The sequence below is a fragment of the Thermodesulforhabdaceae bacterium genome (assembly GCA_037482015.1).
Taxonomy (GTDB): domain Bacteria; phylum Desulfobacterota; class Syntrophobacteria; order Syntrophobacterales; family Thermodesulforhabdaceae; genus JAOACS01.
Window position 1 is genome coordinate 1 of the sequence record JBBFKT010000024.1, and the last position, 14,290, is coordinate 14,290.

Genomic DNA, 14,290 nt, shown 5'->3' on the forward strand with positions numbered 1-14,290 from the left:
CCGGGAAATTGCATCCTGCATATTTCTAGCCTTTCAGAAAAGTTTTTACCTCACATACAGCTTAAAGACCGTTATCACAACGGTTATCAACGTAAACCCTGCTCCTATAAACCATTGGGTAAACGTCAGCCGTCTTTCAAGAGATTCGAATCTCTTATCCATAGCTTCAAAGCGCGAATTCATTTCTCTCTGGAGTGCTTCAAAGCGTGCATTCATTTCCCTTTGAAGAGCTTCAAAGCGTTTTTCCATAGCCTCAAAACGTGCGTTCATTTCCCTTTGAAGAGCCTCAAAACGCTTTTCTGCAGCTTCAAAACGAGCATTCAGTTCCCTCTGAAGAGCCTCAAAGCGTTTTTCCATAGCTTCAAACCTGGCAGCTTCTATCTCCCTCAGAGCTCTGAGTTCTTCTTCTACTCTGACAACCCTCTCTATAAGGGACAGTTCCCTGACCCTTTGATCATTCCTCCTGACATATTCCTCTATCGCAGATTCAACGCTCTTCTGAACCAGTTGCCTTACAAACTGTTCTATCTCGTTCCTGGAAATTGCATCCTGCATCTTTCATAACCTTTCAGAAAGTTTTTATCTCGCATACAGCTTAAAGACCGTTATCACAATGGTTATCAACGTAAACCCCGCTCCGATAAACCATTGAGTAAATGTAAGCCGCCTCTCAAGAGATTCGAATCTTTTATCCATAGCTTCAAAGCGAGCATTCATTTCGCTCTGAATAGATTCAAAGCGCGCATTCATTTCCCTTTGGAGAGCTTCAAAACGCGCATTCATCTCTCTTTGAAGAGCTTCAAAGCGCTTTTCCATAGCCTCAAAACGTGCGTTCATTTCCCTTTGAAGAACTTCAAAACGCTTTTCTGCAGCTTCAAATCTGGCAGCTTCTATCTCCCTCAGAGCTCTGAGTTCTTCTTCTACTCTGACAACTCTTTCTATAAGGGACAATTCCTTGATTCTCTGGTCGTTTCTCCTGACAAACTCCTCTATGGCCGCTTCGATGTTTTTCTGGACTATACTTCTAACAATCTGCTCTATTTCTGCTTTTGAAATAGATTCCTGCATGGGCGTTCCCTTCTTATACTATCCGTTGATTACCTGCTGGTTCAAAAAGTTAAGATACCAAAGTCATTATAAATGGCTCAAAATACGCACTCAAGCTTTTGTTCTGAAACCATCTCATTCCCTTCATGGATCATCAGCCCCTGTTGTATTGACATTTCTCTTCCCCGTGTGTCATAGTGCTTATGCCTCTTTAACATTCGAACTTTAGTTTATGAGAGATGAAAGCAGAGCGTGGGGGTAAGAGTAAAAGCCTTCCTTTTTAACGCCGAAACATCGGCGATATACTACGCGCAGGAGAAAATTCAATTCCAATGAAACTCATTGATTCATGCTGGATTAACGGTCTGGAAGTAAAGCCAAATTCCGATCTTGTGGTTGAAGACCCGGCTGAAAGAGTCCCCATAGCGGCGGTTCCCATAGCTGGAAAAGAAGAGGTTCAGCTTGCGGTGGAGGCCGCTCAGAAAGCCTTTATCTTATGGAAAAGCTTACCTGCGGAAAAAAGATCAGAAGCACTCTATCGCCTTGGTCTATCGATAAAAGCTCATCGCGACGAACTCGCTCTAATCCTTTCACGCGAAGCTGGAAAGCCCATTAGAGCCGCTCAATCCGAAGTGGAAAGCTCTGTGGATTTTTTGCTCTACTGTGCCGAAGAAATAAAGCGTCTTCGAGGCATAGCAGGAGACCGTTTTTTTATACTCCGCGAACCGGTAGGAGTCTGCGCAATAATCACTCCCTTTAATTATCCTTTAAGCACTCTGGTGACTAAAATCGGGCCTGCTCTAGCCACCGGTTGCACAGTTGTAATAAAACCGGACGAACACACACCTCTTTCAACGCTCCTTATAGCAAAGCTTGCTCATGATGCTGGTTTTCCACCGGGAGTAATAAACGTCGTTACGGGACCAGGCATCCCAACAGGGGAAGCTTTGCTAGATCATCCCGCAGTGAGAGCAATATCCTTCACCGGAAGCACAGAAACCGGAAAACTCATCTATGCTCGCAGTTCCCAATTTGTAAGACGTCTAGTGCTGGAACTTGGCGGAAATTGTCCGGCTCTTATTGCTTCCGATGCCAGGTGGCAATCACATATCAAAGCCATGGTTCAGCAGACTTTCAAAAACAGCGGACAGTATTGTTACCGTATTACGCGGTTTATTGTGCATGAATCCATCTATGAAGAATTTGCCGAAAATTTCGTAAAAGTTACAAAAGAGCTTAAAGTGGGACATCCGAGAATTCCAGAAACAGACCTGGGTCCCCTTAATAACCAGCGCATTTACGAAAGATTCTGTCAGCAGGTTGAACGAGTTTTTGCGGGGGGAGCAAAACTTCTGTGCGGAAAGCTTCCCGACAGGAAAGAAGCTTCCAGTAGCTATTACTGTAGCCCTATGGTCTTTTCGGATATACCGGAAAATATTGGTGTCGCCCAGGATGAGTTTTTCGGGCCCGTGGCGTTTCTTTTTCGCTACCAGACCGACGAAGAAGCTCTAAGGCTGGCAAACGCTTCCAGATTCGGGCTCGCGGCTTACATATTTACAGAGGACGTGAATAGAATCTCTCTCTGGATGAACAATATCGAAGCAGGAAGCCTGTGGGTAAATTCCATTCATCAGGCGAGATTTGAAGCTCCTTTCGGGGGCTATAAAGAAAGCGGTCTGGGACGAGAAAAATCCTTTGCAGGATTTGAAGCTTTTACCGAACTGAAAACGGTCTACTGGAACGTTTTCGAAAAAACGTAGCATCCTCTTAGCAAGATGCTGATCATTGAACCGCTATAAAAAAATTTCTGTAAAGGAGACAGGCGATGGTGCCCATCATTTGTGTAGTAGGTTATCACGAAAGTGGCAAAACAACATTCATTGAGGCTCTCATTCCGGAATTGAAATGCCGTGGATATCGAGTGGGAACAATCAAACACGATGTGCACGGCTTCGACATAGACATAGAAGGAAAAGATACGTGGCGTCATCGCAAATCAGGAAGCGTCGCTGTAGCGCTCTCGTCACCTTCCAGAGTTACGCTTTTCAGAGAACTCAAAGAGGAAATGCCCATCGATGAATTGATTATGAGATTCTTCTGGGATGTGGATATCGTGATTGCCGAAGGTTTCAAAAAACTTCACTACCCGAAGATAGAAGTATTCCGAAAAGAAATTGCTGAAGAACCTCTGGCAAAATCTCTGGAAAATCTAATAGCTGTCGTATCCGATGATCCCGTAACGGTAGATGCACCAGTATTTCCTTTTAGAGATGTGAATCTGGTGGCGGATATGATTGAACAGAGATATTTAGCTACAAGAAAACCTTCCCTGGTAACTGTTCTTTTTGATGGAAAAAAGGTGCCCATGAACGATTTTGTCACCAAAATAGTCGAAAAAACCATTGAAGGCATGTGTAGCACTCTTCGTGGATGGAATAATCCATCAGAAATAACCATATCCATAAGGCGTCGTGAATCGCAATGAAATCAATCACTGGTGTAATTCTTGCCGGAGGAAAAAGTAGCCGTTTCGGGAGAAACAAGGCTCTCGAACCTTTCATGGGAGAACGTCTCATCGATCGCTCTATTCGACTCATCAAAGAATGGAGCGATCCGATCTTTGTAGTTTGTCAAAAACCGGAGGAATACTTTGGAGTCGAAGCAAATCTTGTGGCTGATCTCATACCCGATCAGGGTCCTCTTATGGGACTTTATACTGCTTTGCTGTTTAGTCCCGGTGAGTGGATTTTTCTGCGAGCTGTGGATATGCCTTTCCTGGAAAAAGGTTTTGCAGAGCTCTTAATAAGAAGAGCCCTGGAAGGAAATGCCGACGTGATAGTGCCTGTAAAGTCAGGACAATATGAGCCTCTATGCGCCTGTTACAATCTAAGGTGTATCCCCCATATAAAGCGAGCAATAGAGAAAGGTGGAGGACGAGTAATAAGCTTCTTTTCGAGAGTTCGAGTTGACGCCATCCCGGAAGAAATATGGGAAACAACAGACCCGACAGGGAAAAGCATTCTGAACATAAACACACTCCAGGATCTTGATGATGCGCTTCGAGAACTTTCGTGAAGCCTTCTTTGCTGTAGCCAGACGATCCAAAAAGCTCGGGATTGAAACCGTAAACATTGAGGAAGCTCTGGGAAGAGTTTGTTCAAAAACAGTTCGAGCTCTTTTGCCAAATCCTCCATTTTCAAATTCACGATGGGACGGGTTTGCTGTAAGAGCGGCGGATGTGGAGAGAGCAACCGTCGATCATCCAGTTGAACTTCGAATCAAAAAAGAACATGTCATCACAGCAGGAAGAACAGATCGGCTAATCGTGGAGCCGGGATGGTGTTGCCCCATTATGTCGGGTGCTCCTCTCCCTGAAGGAACCGATGCTGTGGTAAAGCTCGAAGACGTAGAATTAAAGGGAGATACAATACGGGTTAAAACTCCCGTATCATCCGGAGATGGGCTGTGGAAATCGGGAAGCTTTTGGAAAGCAGGAGAAGTGCTCGTCGATAAAGGAACGCGCATTCGCCCGTATAATGTCTTCAAGCTGGCTGAAGCTGGATTCAGGAGCGTAGAAGTTTTTAGAAAACCAAAAATTGCAATTTTCGCCGTGGGGGATGAACTGACGCCACCGGGAATTCCCTTAAAGGAGGCATCTCGCTACGGAGGAGTTCAATACTTTATACGGGCTCTTGCTGTAACCTTCGGGATGTTCGTTGGCTGGGAAGGCATTCTGCCGGACAGCGTGGAAACGATTAAAAAGGCTCTTTGCGAAGCCCGGGAAGGCGGAGCTGATCTGGTGATAACCACGGGGGGAACTGGAAAAGGCGTCAAAGATCTGATTGTAAAAACATGGATAGAATGTGGTGGAGAGGTGTTATTTCAAAACATTTCTTTAGTCCCGGGGAAAAGCACAGCAGGAGGCGTTACAGGCGATACCCCCTGGATTGCTCTCCCGGGAGGGGTCATGGGTGCGGTGGTATCTTTTGTGGAAGCATGCAAAATAATAGCTCTGGAGTGGTATGGCTCAGGGGATGCGATTATTCCATCCTGTAAAACCGTCCTTGGAGAAGAGGTAGATAGAATCGAAGGAATGTATCGAGCCACATGGGGATGCGTTGAGAATCGCAATGGAACTTTAATTTTTTTGCCAAACAGCACAAATGATGCTAATTTAAGAAAGATTAATGGTTACATTCTGATCGAACCTGGCAGTGGCTCAGTTCCGAAAGGAACAACCTGTGAAACAGTGGTTTTTTGAATATTACAAAAGCTAATCAGCGAAAGAGACGATGCTCAAGGGAACTATCATAGAAGAACGTTATTACGATTTTCTGGGAAGATTTCTGACGCCAATTCTGGTGAAGTTGAAACTCGAGCCAAATCATCTGAGTCTTTTAGGACTGTTTTTCAGCATTGTTGCCGGAATTAGCTACGTTTATTCGCCTTTTCTGGGGGGTACCTTCACTCTCCTTTCAGGCCTTATGGATACTCTAGACGGATCCCTGGCAAGAACCACGGGCAAATCGAAAAAAGCGGGAGCTTTCTTAGATTCTGTGCTGGATCGTTACACCGAGCTGTTTATATTTCTCGGCATATGGGGCTATTTTTATCGAATCAACTATGCCGTGCCGCTCGTGTCCGTTTTGATTATTTTGATCCTCTTTGGATCGCTTATGGTTAGTTATACTCGAGCGAGAGCAGAGGGATTAGGAGAAAAATGTATTGTGGGTTTATTCCAGAGAGGCGAACGAATTATTATACTTGGGTGCGCAGGATTAGTTTATCTTTTCTTCCCGCACCCAATGGTTCTATTCGTTACCCTCTGGATTTTCCTTATAGGAACTAACGCTACAGCCTTCTGGCGTTTTGCCCACGTGCTGAAAAAACTAAAACAACGTGATTAATTCTTCATCTTCCAAGCGAGTCAGTCTTCTGAAGAATTATTTTATCATCTTCTCGATATATCTCGAAAGTGTCACCAACGGAAAATCCGAGTTGATCTATCAGAAGAGCCTTGTTAAGCGTGATGCTCCCGCTCTGCCCAATGGTTCTAAAGTTATCAGTCTTGATAAAGACAGAGGTTTTTTTCTCTTTTTTCCGAATGATAACGGGTCTCTCAGATTTCATTTCCTTCACTTCTGGATGATGAAATGTCGGTTGAGACAAACTATCATTTTCAACATCTTCCTCAATAGCTGGTGAAGTCTGACGAGCTTCTGCCGCCACAGCCGAATAGCCAGAAGGTTGAGAGCGGTAAGCAACAGAAGGTTGCTGACCAGACGAAGATTCCCGCTTTTTACCAAAATCAAGAGGCGGAATTTCGCCCAGTTCCATTAAACCCCGCATATAAAGATCCTGAACTTCACTTTTAAAACGAAGTCCAAAAAGTTTCTGCACAGCTTCAATAGAACGACCGTTTCTAATCTCGTTAACAATGAGTTTAGGATCAATGTTCCTGTATTCTACATCCATAACAAACTCCCTTTTAGCTGCTAAAGTTTTCTTACAGGCACTCATAAACAAGTGCCTTTTCTGTTAAAAATAGATTTTTAGTTATGTCCAAAGCTAAAACCTTGAAACCAAGTGTTTCACAATGTGGGATTTACCCAGATGTTATCTCCTTTGGAACATTTATATTTTAAAGATAACAACATCTTTTGTCAATCGAAAGCAAAGGGTGTTCGAAAAAGATCTTGGCGATACACGCGGTTGTCTTATCGTAGGGGCATGCCATGCCCCTACACATGATGCGCTATTTCAACCAATGATCCTGTTCCAGCTTCACTAAAACGTAAGGGCTTAAAAAGACTCCAAATAAAGGATACTTTCCGAACAGCCTCACCGAAGATATGTAGGTTATTCTAAAATCCTATATAACACTATCCACAAATGGCCGATCTCACAAGTTTAGAACAACCAACTGTCAACTTAACCACTCTTTCAGCTACAGGCTCACTCAAAGTGCCACATCCACAACTTGGCGTTATCATAGATTGCACTAAAATCTTTTTTATAATCTCAGATGTAAAATGTTCTTCCAGAAGACCTATAAGTTTACGATATAAACTTTCTTCAGTTTCCTGATCCACTTTTTTAGGGTCGTCCGTAGGAACCATACCCCAGGCAATTATACCTCCACCATTCACAAAAGAAATTATATCTTCACCATAGATGCAAAATCGATCGCCGTAATTATAAGCGTCGCAATTTATAATATTAATTTTTGACCTGAGAAGAAGCGACCAATCAGTATTTGCACAAACATGAACCCCTATTAAGATTCCGTAAGGAGCCAAAATATCGCAAATTTCGCCAAGAAGTTTCTCAATATACTCAGAAGAAATGCCTATAAAAGCTGAGGATCCAAAACCGGCAAGAGCCGGTTCATCAAAAAATATGATCATCCGTTGAGAGAAAGGCTTAAGTAATTTAATCTGCCACAGAGCTTTCAAAGCCAGATGTTTGGGAACTACATCGACCATTCGATCATCGTAGAGTAAAAGTTTCCCATCGAAGGATTTAAGAGAACTAAGAAGTGTAAAGGGTCCTACAACTTGTCCTTTTACAGCCTGATATGGAGCATTGGAAGATGATGCAAGGGTATCGAGAAAAACCTGAAAAGTCTTGCCCGCCTCTTCACCCATCCTAAACCGGCTTTCCCTTACGTCGATCCGCCCTTCGATCACATCCAGATATTCAGAATAAAAACTGTATAGTTCATTCTCAAAATTCGGAACATTCGTATTGATAATGTTTTTTCCCATAGTTTCAGCATCATAGCCAGGAAGTCCTTCAAGATACTGGTTCATCATTTGTTCGTAAGGATAAACGGGCAATTGAGGCCAGAGAGGAACTTCTGTTAGATGATTCAGAATAAAAGAAATTACATCCTGGCGGTTCTTATGAGGCATAGAACCTACAAGAGTCGCCGCTCCACAGGGCTTCCATTCCATAGGCTTCTCCTTCACTTTGGCGTTTAAAATTTTAGGGAAAGGATATTACAACCAAAAAAACAAGGCAACCACAACCCTAATCTAAAAACTTTTGCTTAGTTTCAAAGTTCAAGAGATTGACTCAAAATGCTACTTTATAAGCCCCCGTCTTCCTTGACATGATCTTTGCTCAAAGGGTAGATTAACGCCGGTAAAAATTTAGGTTAATCTTTATGAAGAATAAATTCTTATAAAATTCCGGCACTTAACGTCAAAATTTTTCTTAACGCCGGTGAAACGAGATGGTTAAAAATGCTCAAAAGGCTGTGGTTAAAACTTAAAAGCAAGGAAAAACTGCCCGAACCGGATCTTCCAGAATTTGCTCCCGGTTACGAATGTCCTGGAAAGCCTTCAGTTCCTTTACAATTCCTTCTGGAACGCATGATAGCAATGGGCACAATGCCCCTCGACCAGCAAAAGTCACTTGAATCGCTCGCTCAGGAAGGCACCATCATTTACGCTCTTAAATATCCTTCAGCCTTCGATTTCTTTTATCTAAAAACCCGTCTTTATCAGCTTGGACTTCCTGATCCTGCCTTCGTTTTTGACATGAAAACTTACCGCTTCCTTCCATTTTTCAAAGCATGGGGTCTAAGGCTAAGACATTTTTTTTCATACCTCAGAGGCGGTGGAACTCCCGATCCTTACGATTCCGGTGCCTACGAAAAACACGTGGCTCAGGGTTCTCCAGGTGTCATGTTTCTTCTGGGGAAAGAAGCTTATACAAAGCGAGTTTTACTCTTCGGGCATGATCCACTTCATCATCTTCTAGAAATCCAGAAAAACCTTGAAAAGCCAATCTTCATAGTGCCCTGCAGTATTGTTTACATAAGACATCCTGGCAAAGAAAATAGTTTGAAGCTTTTTAGATGGTCTGGGCGAGACAGAATCGGAAACATTAGAAAACTCATAGCCTTTATCCGAGGCTACAGATATGCGGCACTGGAAATTGGTGATCCGGTAAATCTTAAACAGGTCCTACCCGAGCTTTCCTCTATCACTCTGGAGAGACGATCCCAAATTTTCCAACTTAGAAATTCTCTTATTGAATCCATAAACCGCATCAACAGAGCCATTGTAGGACCCACATTAAAATCTAAGCTTGAACTCAAGGAAATAATTCTCAACAATCCCCGTCTTCAAAAGGTTATGCAGAGAAGAGCCAAATCCAGAGGTTGCGAAGTCTGGGAAGTCCAGAAAGAAGCGGACCAATACCTGGAAGAAATCGCTGCCGATTACAGCTACACCTTTATTAAGTGGATGGAGAGATTTTTCGGATGGGTGTGGGATAACATTTTCGACGGCATCGAGGTCGATGAAGAAGGGCTCCGCAAGGTAAAGAAGCTCGCTCAGCATCACACTATTGTCTATATTCCATCGCACAAGAGTCATCTAGACTACCTTTTGCTTTCCTACCTGCTCTTTCGTTACAATCTATACCCACCCTTTATTGCCGCTGGTCACAATCTTTCTTTCTGGCCCGCAGGTCCAATATTTAGGCGAGCTGGCGCCTTTTTTATCCGCCGAACCTTTGGTGGAGGACAGCGGTTCTATGCGGAGGTTTTTTCTACTTACGTAAAGACCCTCATCCAGTTCGGCCACAACATAGAATTCTTCATAGAAGGAGGACGAAGCCGCACAGGAAAACTGATACTTCCCAAGATGGGACTTCTTTCCATCATCGGACAAGCCTACGAGGAAAAATATTGTGACGATCTTATTTTTGTTCCCACGTCTATCTGCTATGACCGAATACCTGAGGAAGAGTCCTACGTCAGGGAACTTAAGGGAGAAAGCAAGAAACCCGAAGACATCAAACAACTCGTGAAAGCGCGAGGGGTCCTAAAAAGGCGTTACGGTAAAGTTTATGTGCGTTTTGGAAAACCCATTGTGCTGTCCCAATACATAGCAAGGCAAGGAATCGATCTTTCCAGCGCATCCTCAAAAGAGCGTCACGCTTTCTATCGTAATCTAGCTCTTGCAATTATAGAGAACATCAACGAAGCATCCGTGGTTACACCTCACGCTTTAGTATCGGCGGCTTTACTTACTACATCACGACCAGGCATCTCTTCCCATACCTTCCGTTCAATCGCTAAACTATTTCACGATTACCTAGAGTTCGTGGGAGCTCACTTCGCAAGAACATTCACTCACTACGAAACAGTCCTTGAAGAGGCTCTTCAGGACTTTGAAAAAAGTAAAATCATATCCCGAATAAGGGAAATTGATGAACCCGACGAGGAAGAAATTATTCTTATAGATGGGAAAAAGCGTCATCTTCTGGAATATTACAAAAACAACGCTATACATTTCTTCCTTCCTGCTGCTTTTGTTTCTCTTTCCGTGCTTTCTCAAAAGACGTTTGAACCGTCCATGGAAAAGCTTCATCAAGACTATCAGTGGCTGAAGGAACTCTTCAAGTATGAATTTGCCTATTCCCAGGATGAACGAGCAAGTGATAAGGAAATAGACAGGGTGATTCGGTTTTTGGAACTTCATAAGTTTATCGTCAGACCCCTGGATGAGGAAGAGAACTTTTCCAGGTATCGGCTGACTCATGAAGGTTTGCGGAGCGTTGAAGCCTTTGCATCTCTGCTCTACAACTACCTTGAAGGCTATCGAGCCTGCCTATACGGTGTAAAGCTTCTGGAAAAGAAAAAGACCATTCTAGAACAGGATATTACCAAGAAACTACTTAATCAGGCTCAAAAGATGCTTTCCATCGGGGCGATTGAGCGGCACGAATCTATCTCAAAGGTCATGTATGAAAATGCCTTAAGATTTTTCGAAGAAAAGGAAATTTTTACAAAAAAGACACAGCAAGAGGACCAGTCATCTAAAAGGCCGCCAAAGGAATACTTTACTCTCGGGGAGAACAAACATCTGGCGAGCGTTTATTTCAGGGAAATCTCTCGCTTCTTGCGAAGAGACACTCTATAGGTTGTGATCCTTCAATCGCTTCTCTATCCAGCAACATAGAGATACGATGGTGCGCTGTCGAGCGTCTCCATCAAGAAATCCCCGAACAATTTCAAAAAGCTCCCTATGGTAAGCTGCAGCCAGCTCTCCAAGGCCGCTTGCTTCATAAAATTCCTGAAGCAGGATAGTCGCTTTCTGAGCCGATGACGCAAAGATTCTTTCTCGGGGATCCTTAGGTTCCTGGAAGGGATCCCAGTTTTCGTAACCCATTTTTAAGATTCTTTCCTGCCCGCGCTTGGACATCGCTTCAAAAATGGCTCTTTTTCTGCGTTCGTATTCTTCGCGATCTACTTCCTTCTCGCTCATTTTCTCCTCACCTTCTTTCAGGTCTTATCAGAATATTCCCAGAAAAGCTTCAGCCTGATTTTCTTGAATTCTCGTACGCTAAAAAGCACTTCATAATCCAGAAGATTCACAGCTTCGGACAATGTTTTAGCAACATCTCTGCATTTTTCAACAGTTCTGCTGTGAATCATGGCGTAGAGGTTATAAGGCCATTGAGGATATGAAGGACGGTGGTAGCAGTGGCTAACTTCCGGAAATGAGGCAAGTTTTGTTCCCACTTCGTCTATGAATTCTTTGGGGCAATTCCAGACAACCATTCCGTTTGCTACAAAACCGGCTTCTCTATGGTTCAAAAGAGCCGCAAAACGGCGAATGATACCAGTTTTAAGCCACAACTGTAGAATTTCGATGAGATCCTGCTCATTCATGTTGAGCATTTCAGCCCAGCCTTGAAAAGGTCTTTCCGTAAGGGGAAGATCTTCCTGCACGCAACGAACTATACGGATGTGTTTTTCGGAAAGATCGAAGAAGCCGCCTGATGGAATCAGGTGGAGCTTAAGGGTGTCGGAAGTAGAAAGAGAGTCCGGATCGCCATCATCCACCATATCAAGCACCATAGCCAGTTTGTATTTTTTAAGAGCCGGCAAGATAATAAATGGGAAGTCGCCCGCTTCTTTCACAAGATTTTCTACAACCGACTCCATATCACTCCAGGGCGGAACCGCTATGGTAAACCATAGGTTGAAGGCGGCGGGCCGAAGGTAGTTGTGACTTACTCCAGGGTAATAATTAATTATCTGAGCCGCTCTTTCTATGTCTTCATCTGGAACGGCAACAGCCACAAGAGAGCTTTTATAACCCACAGCGCTGGTATTGAATATGGCGCTTATTTGGCGAAGTATCTGGTGCTCTTTAAGGAAATTTATCCGCTCTATTACCCGCTCGGGTTCGACATTAAATTCCTTCCCGATCTCCCTGAAAGGCTCAGAAACCAGCGGGAAGAACTGCTGAAGCCTGTTCAGAAGCACTCTATCAAACCGCTCCAGATGAACATTGCTCATCTGTGTTTATATCCCTTTTAAGATTTTATAAGCACTTATGGAAAAACGATACTCTACAACAGCTAAGAATATCACAACTTACGGGAATTTCACGACAAAAAAACTCTATAGCTACATCCAGGGATATTTCTAGCATTTGCGGGTCAGGTCTATTTGGGCAAAGAAAACTTTTTCAGCTGCTTTCGGCAATTTATTTCCCAGGCAGGCATAAAGCCTGTTTATCTGCCGCTATACTAACTCAAGTTTGTCACTTTTTAGGGTAGAAATGGCGTTTTAGCCTCTTCTGAGCACTATAGGTTATTGAAATCATGGACTTATTGGGGCAAAAATGTTTATGTAGTGTTAAAATTTTGACTTTTATCCTGACAAAGCTATTGCTTTTAAGTATCATTACCTCCGCTATGTTTATTCGAAAAGCTAGAAAAGCAGACCGAATTACAGGGACTAAATACATCTATCACCAGCCGGTTGAGTCCTACCGGACTCCTGATGGTCCCGGACAAAAAATCTTGCTCAATCTGGGACGCCTTGATCTGGCTACACGTATTGAAGAAATTCTCAAAGGAAAACGCCGTATCTTTGAAGTTTCCCCCAGAAATCAAGAGCCTTGCCCCTGACTTTGCTTCGATATTTAGAAAACAAGGACTTGATATGGAGAGTGTGGAACATCGAAAGTTCAAGGGTTCCTGGGAGAAGGTGAATCTTGATAGGGTAGCTGTTCAGGATGTTCGCACTGTGGGAGCAGAAGCAGTTGGGATGTGGGCTTTTGATACTCTGGAAATGGGAAAGATTTTCCGGGATGCTGGGCTGGGAGAAAAAGATATTGTTCCGGCTAAAGTGCTAATTCTTGGTAAGCTTATCCATCCGGGGAGTGAACGAGAGATTCATAGGTGGTTTGAGTTCCGAAGCGCTCTGGAAGAGATAATGGGAGTAAAAGCCAGGGATGTTTCCCTTACCAGTCTCTACTGACTCTTGTTATAAGGGATTAGGGATTGGGGAATAGGAATTGGGAATTGATCCCTAATCCCCAATCCCTAATTTTATGAAATACATGCGACGGAGAAAGATGGCATTGCTCAGGATATCTCCTGGCGCATCAAAGACGAGCTGGCTTTCGATGTTCGATTCTAAGGCCGCTACAGGCTGCGTTCTTCCCGAAGGGATCTCTCAGACAAAGAACTCTGGGACTTTTACAACATGCTAACCCATGTGGAAGCTTTCTTTAGAAGCCTTAAAGATGAGCTCTCCCTGTGACCGATTTATCACCGAATTTCTAGAAGAATTCGGGCCCATGTGTTTCTTACCGTTTTAGCTTATAATCTATTATGTGTCATTCAAAGGGCATTACACAAAAAAGGTATTTGCCATCAATGGAAGACACTTCGTGATAATCTGAGCGGTCAAGTCAGGGTTACGACTACGATGGTAAATGACAGGGGGCATGTTATTAATATTCGACACACATCTGAGCCGAGTCGATTCATGTGACCATCTACCAGGCTCTTGGTCTTTCGCTGAAACCACTCAAAGCTGTGAGAAAGATCGAATAAACCAAAATACGTAGTGTAGAATGAAAATGACTTATCAAGTAATTTGGGTTACAGTTTTTAACGGTCGAAGCGAAAGCCCGAGTGCCTGGTATCTATCTGGTTTTCTAGCTTTTCTAATGAGCATAGGCTGTTTCCGTCCTAAAAATAACAAACTTAGGTCAAGACGGTGAGAAAAATAGAGTGAACCAAAATCTGCAGTGTCGAATGAAAATGACTTCTCAAGTAACCACGGTAGCTTGCGCCAAGAAATGGCAAACTTGGGCTAAGGTACTATTCTTCTTACTAAAGGAATTTTGGCTCATGTACAAACCTGGTGCAATAGAGTATACTATACTGGACTTTTTCTCCTGGAGTGATGTATGGAGTTTCC

The 14,290-nt window shown here is 43.4% G+C and carries 14 protein-coding genes; 8 read left to right on the forward strand and 6 right to left on the reverse strand.

Annotated elements, in window-relative coordinates; genetic code table 11:
• Positions 1–45 precede the first annotated feature (45 nt).
• Together WHS38_12235 and WHS38_12240 are read right to left on the reverse strand one after the other, a co-directional pair.
• Positions 46–555 (reverse strand): hypothetical protein, encoded by a 510-nt coding sequence (locus WHS38_12235; protein MEJ5301746.1) that lies wholly within the window; start codon positions 553–555, stop codon positions 46–48.
• Between the two features lie 24 nt (positions 556–579).
• On the reverse strand, positions 580–1,068 hold the full coding sequence (locus tag WHS38_12240) for a hypothetical protein (GenBank protein MEJ5301747.1): 489 nt from the start codon (positions 1,066–1,068) through the stop codon (positions 580–582).
• Positions 1,069–1,379: 311 nt separating this feature from the next.
• Here WHS38_12240 and WHS38_12245 point away from each other — a divergent pair, with 311 nt between their 5' ends.
• The 5 genes from WHS38_12245 to WHS38_12265 all read left to right on the forward strand — a co-directional run bounded on the left by WHS38_12245 (position 1,380) and on the right by WHS38_12265 (position 5,954).
• On the forward strand, positions 1,380–2,807 hold the full coding sequence (locus tag WHS38_12245) for an aldehyde dehydrogenase family protein (GenBank protein ID MEJ5301748.1): 1,428 nt from the start codon (positions 1,380–1,382) through the stop codon (positions 2,805–2,807).
• Between the two features lie 65 nt (positions 2,808–2,872).
• Positions 2,873–3,532, forward strand: coding sequence for a molybdopterin-guanine dinucleotide biosynthesis protein B (gene mobB, locus WHS38_12250; protein MEJ5301749.1), 660 nt, complete (start codon positions 2,873–2,875; stop codon positions 3,530–3,532).
• Positions 3,529–4,122, forward strand: coding sequence for a molybdenum cofactor guanylyltransferase (locus tag WHS38_12255; protein ID MEJ5301750.1), 594 nt, complete (start codon positions 3,529–3,531; stop codon positions 4,120–4,122). Before mobB ends, WHS38_12255 begins: the two co-directional genes overlap by 4 nt.
• The gene (locus WHS38_12260; protein MEJ5301751.1) at positions 4,097–5,308 is read left to right on the forward strand and encodes a molybdopterin molybdotransferase MoeA; all 1,212 of its coding nucleotides are present in this window, start codon (positions 4,097–4,099) and stop codon (positions 5,306–5,308) included. The genes WHS38_12255 and WHS38_12260 overlap by 26 nt, the downstream gene beginning before the upstream one ends.
• A 31-nt stretch (positions 5,309–5,339) precedes the next feature.
• Entirely contained in the window at positions 5,340–5,954 is a 615-nt protein-coding gene (locus WHS38_12265; protein ID MEJ5301752.1) for a CDP-alcohol phosphatidyltransferase family protein, read from the forward strand.
• 4 nt (positions 5,955–5,958) lie between these two features.
• Here the strand turns inward: WHS38_12265 and WHS38_12270 are convergent, their stop codons facing one another.
• Positions 5,959–6,522 (reverse strand): AbrB/MazE/SpoVT family DNA-binding domain-containing protein, encoded by a 564-nt coding sequence (locus tag WHS38_12270; GenBank protein MEJ5301753.1) that lies wholly within the window; start codon positions 6,520–6,522, stop codon positions 5,959–5,961.
• Between the two features lie 407 nt (positions 6,523–6,929).
• Positions 6,930–8,003: a hypothetical protein gene (locus WHS38_12275; protein ID MEJ5301754.1), complete on the reverse strand. Its 1,074-nt coding sequence runs from the start codon at positions 8,001–8,003 to the stop codon at positions 6,930–6,932.
• A 291-nt stretch (positions 8,004–8,294) separates the two neighbouring features.
• Here WHS38_12275 and WHS38_12280 point away from each other — a divergent pair, with 291 nt between their 5' ends.
• On the forward strand, positions 8,295–10,985 hold the full coding sequence (locus tag WHS38_12280; protein ID MEJ5301755.1) for a 1-acyl-sn-glycerol-3-phosphate acyltransferase: 2,691 nt from the start codon (positions 8,295–8,297) through the stop codon (positions 10,983–10,985).
• Here the strand turns inward: WHS38_12280 and WHS38_12285 are convergent.
• Positions 10,980–11,330 carry a hypothetical protein gene (locus tag WHS38_12285; protein ID MEJ5301756.1) on the reverse strand — a complete coding sequence of 117 codons (351 nt, stop codon included), beginning with the start codon at positions 11,328–11,330 and terminating at the stop codon, positions 10,980–10,982. The genes WHS38_12280 and WHS38_12285 overlap by 6 nt on opposite strands.
• 17 nt (positions 11,331–11,347) lie before the next feature.
• A complete protein-coding gene (locus WHS38_12290; GenBank protein ID MEJ5301757.1) occupies positions 11,348–12,370 on the reverse strand; it encodes a hypothetical protein in 1,023 nt (340 codons plus the stop codon).
• Positions 12,371–12,678: 308 nt separating this feature from the next.
• Here WHS38_12290 and WHS38_12295 point away from each other — a divergent pair, with 308 nt between their 5' ends.
• Complete coding sequence (locus WHS38_12295; protein MEJ5301758.1) at positions 12,679–12,987, forward strand: hypothetical protein; 309 nt, start codon at positions 12,679–12,681, stop codon at positions 12,985–12,987.
• A gap of 34 nt (positions 12,988–13,021) precedes the next feature.
• Positions 13,022–13,339 carry a hypothetical protein gene (locus WHS38_12300; GenBank protein MEJ5301759.1) on the forward strand — a complete coding sequence of 106 codons (318 nt, stop codon included), beginning with the start codon at positions 13,022–13,024 and terminating at the stop codon, positions 13,337–13,339.
• Positions 13,340–14,290 lie beyond the last annotated feature (951 nt).

Bases quoted from the DNA above. Each gene is read 5' to 3' on its own strand.
- WHS38_12240 (MEJ5301747.1), bottom strand. From the start codon at position 1,068: ATGCAGGAATCTATTTCAAAAGCAGAAATAGAGCAGATTGTTAGAAGT.
- WHS38_12300 (MEJ5301759.1), top strand. From the start codon at position 13,022: ATGGAGAGTGTGGAACATCGAAAGTTCAAGGGTTCCTGGGAGAAGGTG.
- WHS38_12260 (MEJ5301751.1), top strand. From the start codon at position 4,097: ATGATGCGCTTCGAGAACTTTCGTGAAGCCTTCTTTGCTGTAGCCAGA.
- WHS38_12280 (MEJ5301755.1), top strand. From the start codon at position 8,295: ATGCTCAAAAGGCTGTGGTTAAAACTTAAAAGCAAGGAAAAACTGCCC.
- WHS38_12285 (MEJ5301756.1), bottom strand. From the start codon at position 11,330: ATGAGCGAGAAGGAAGTAGATCGCGAAGAATACGAACGCAGAAAAAGA.
- mobB (MEJ5301749.1), top strand. From the start codon at position 2,873: ATGGTGCCCATCATTTGTGTAGTAGGTTATCACGAAAGTGGCAAAACA.
- WHS38_12235 (MEJ5301746.1), bottom strand. From the start codon at position 555: ATGCAGGATGCAATTTCCAGGAACGAGATAGAACAGTTTGTAAGGCAA.
- WHS38_12245 (MEJ5301748.1), top strand. From the start codon at position 1,380: ATGAAACTCATTGATTCATGCTGGATTAACGGTCTGGAAGTAAAGCCA.
- WHS38_12270 (MEJ5301753.1), bottom strand. From the start codon at position 6,522: ATGGATGTAGAATACAGGAACATTGATCCTAAACTCATTGTTAACGAG.
- WHS38_12265 (MEJ5301752.1), top strand. From the start codon at position 5,340: ATGCTCAAGGGAACTATCATAGAAGAACGTTATTACGATTTTCTGGGA.
- WHS38_12275 (MEJ5301754.1), bottom strand. From the start codon at position 8,003: ATGGAATGGAAGCCCTGTGGAGCGGCGACTCTTGTAGGTTCTATGCCT.
- WHS38_12255 (MEJ5301750.1), top strand. From the start codon at position 3,529: ATGAAATCAATCACTGGTGTAATTCTTGCCGGAGGAAAAAGTAGCCGT.
- WHS38_12290 (MEJ5301757.1), bottom strand. From the start codon at position 12,370: ATGAGCAATGTTCATCTGGAGCGGTTTGATAGAGTGCTTCTGAACAGG.
- WHS38_12295 (MEJ5301758.1), top strand. From the start codon at position 12,679: ATGGACTTATTGGGGCAAAAATGTTTATGTAGTGTTAAAATTTTGACT.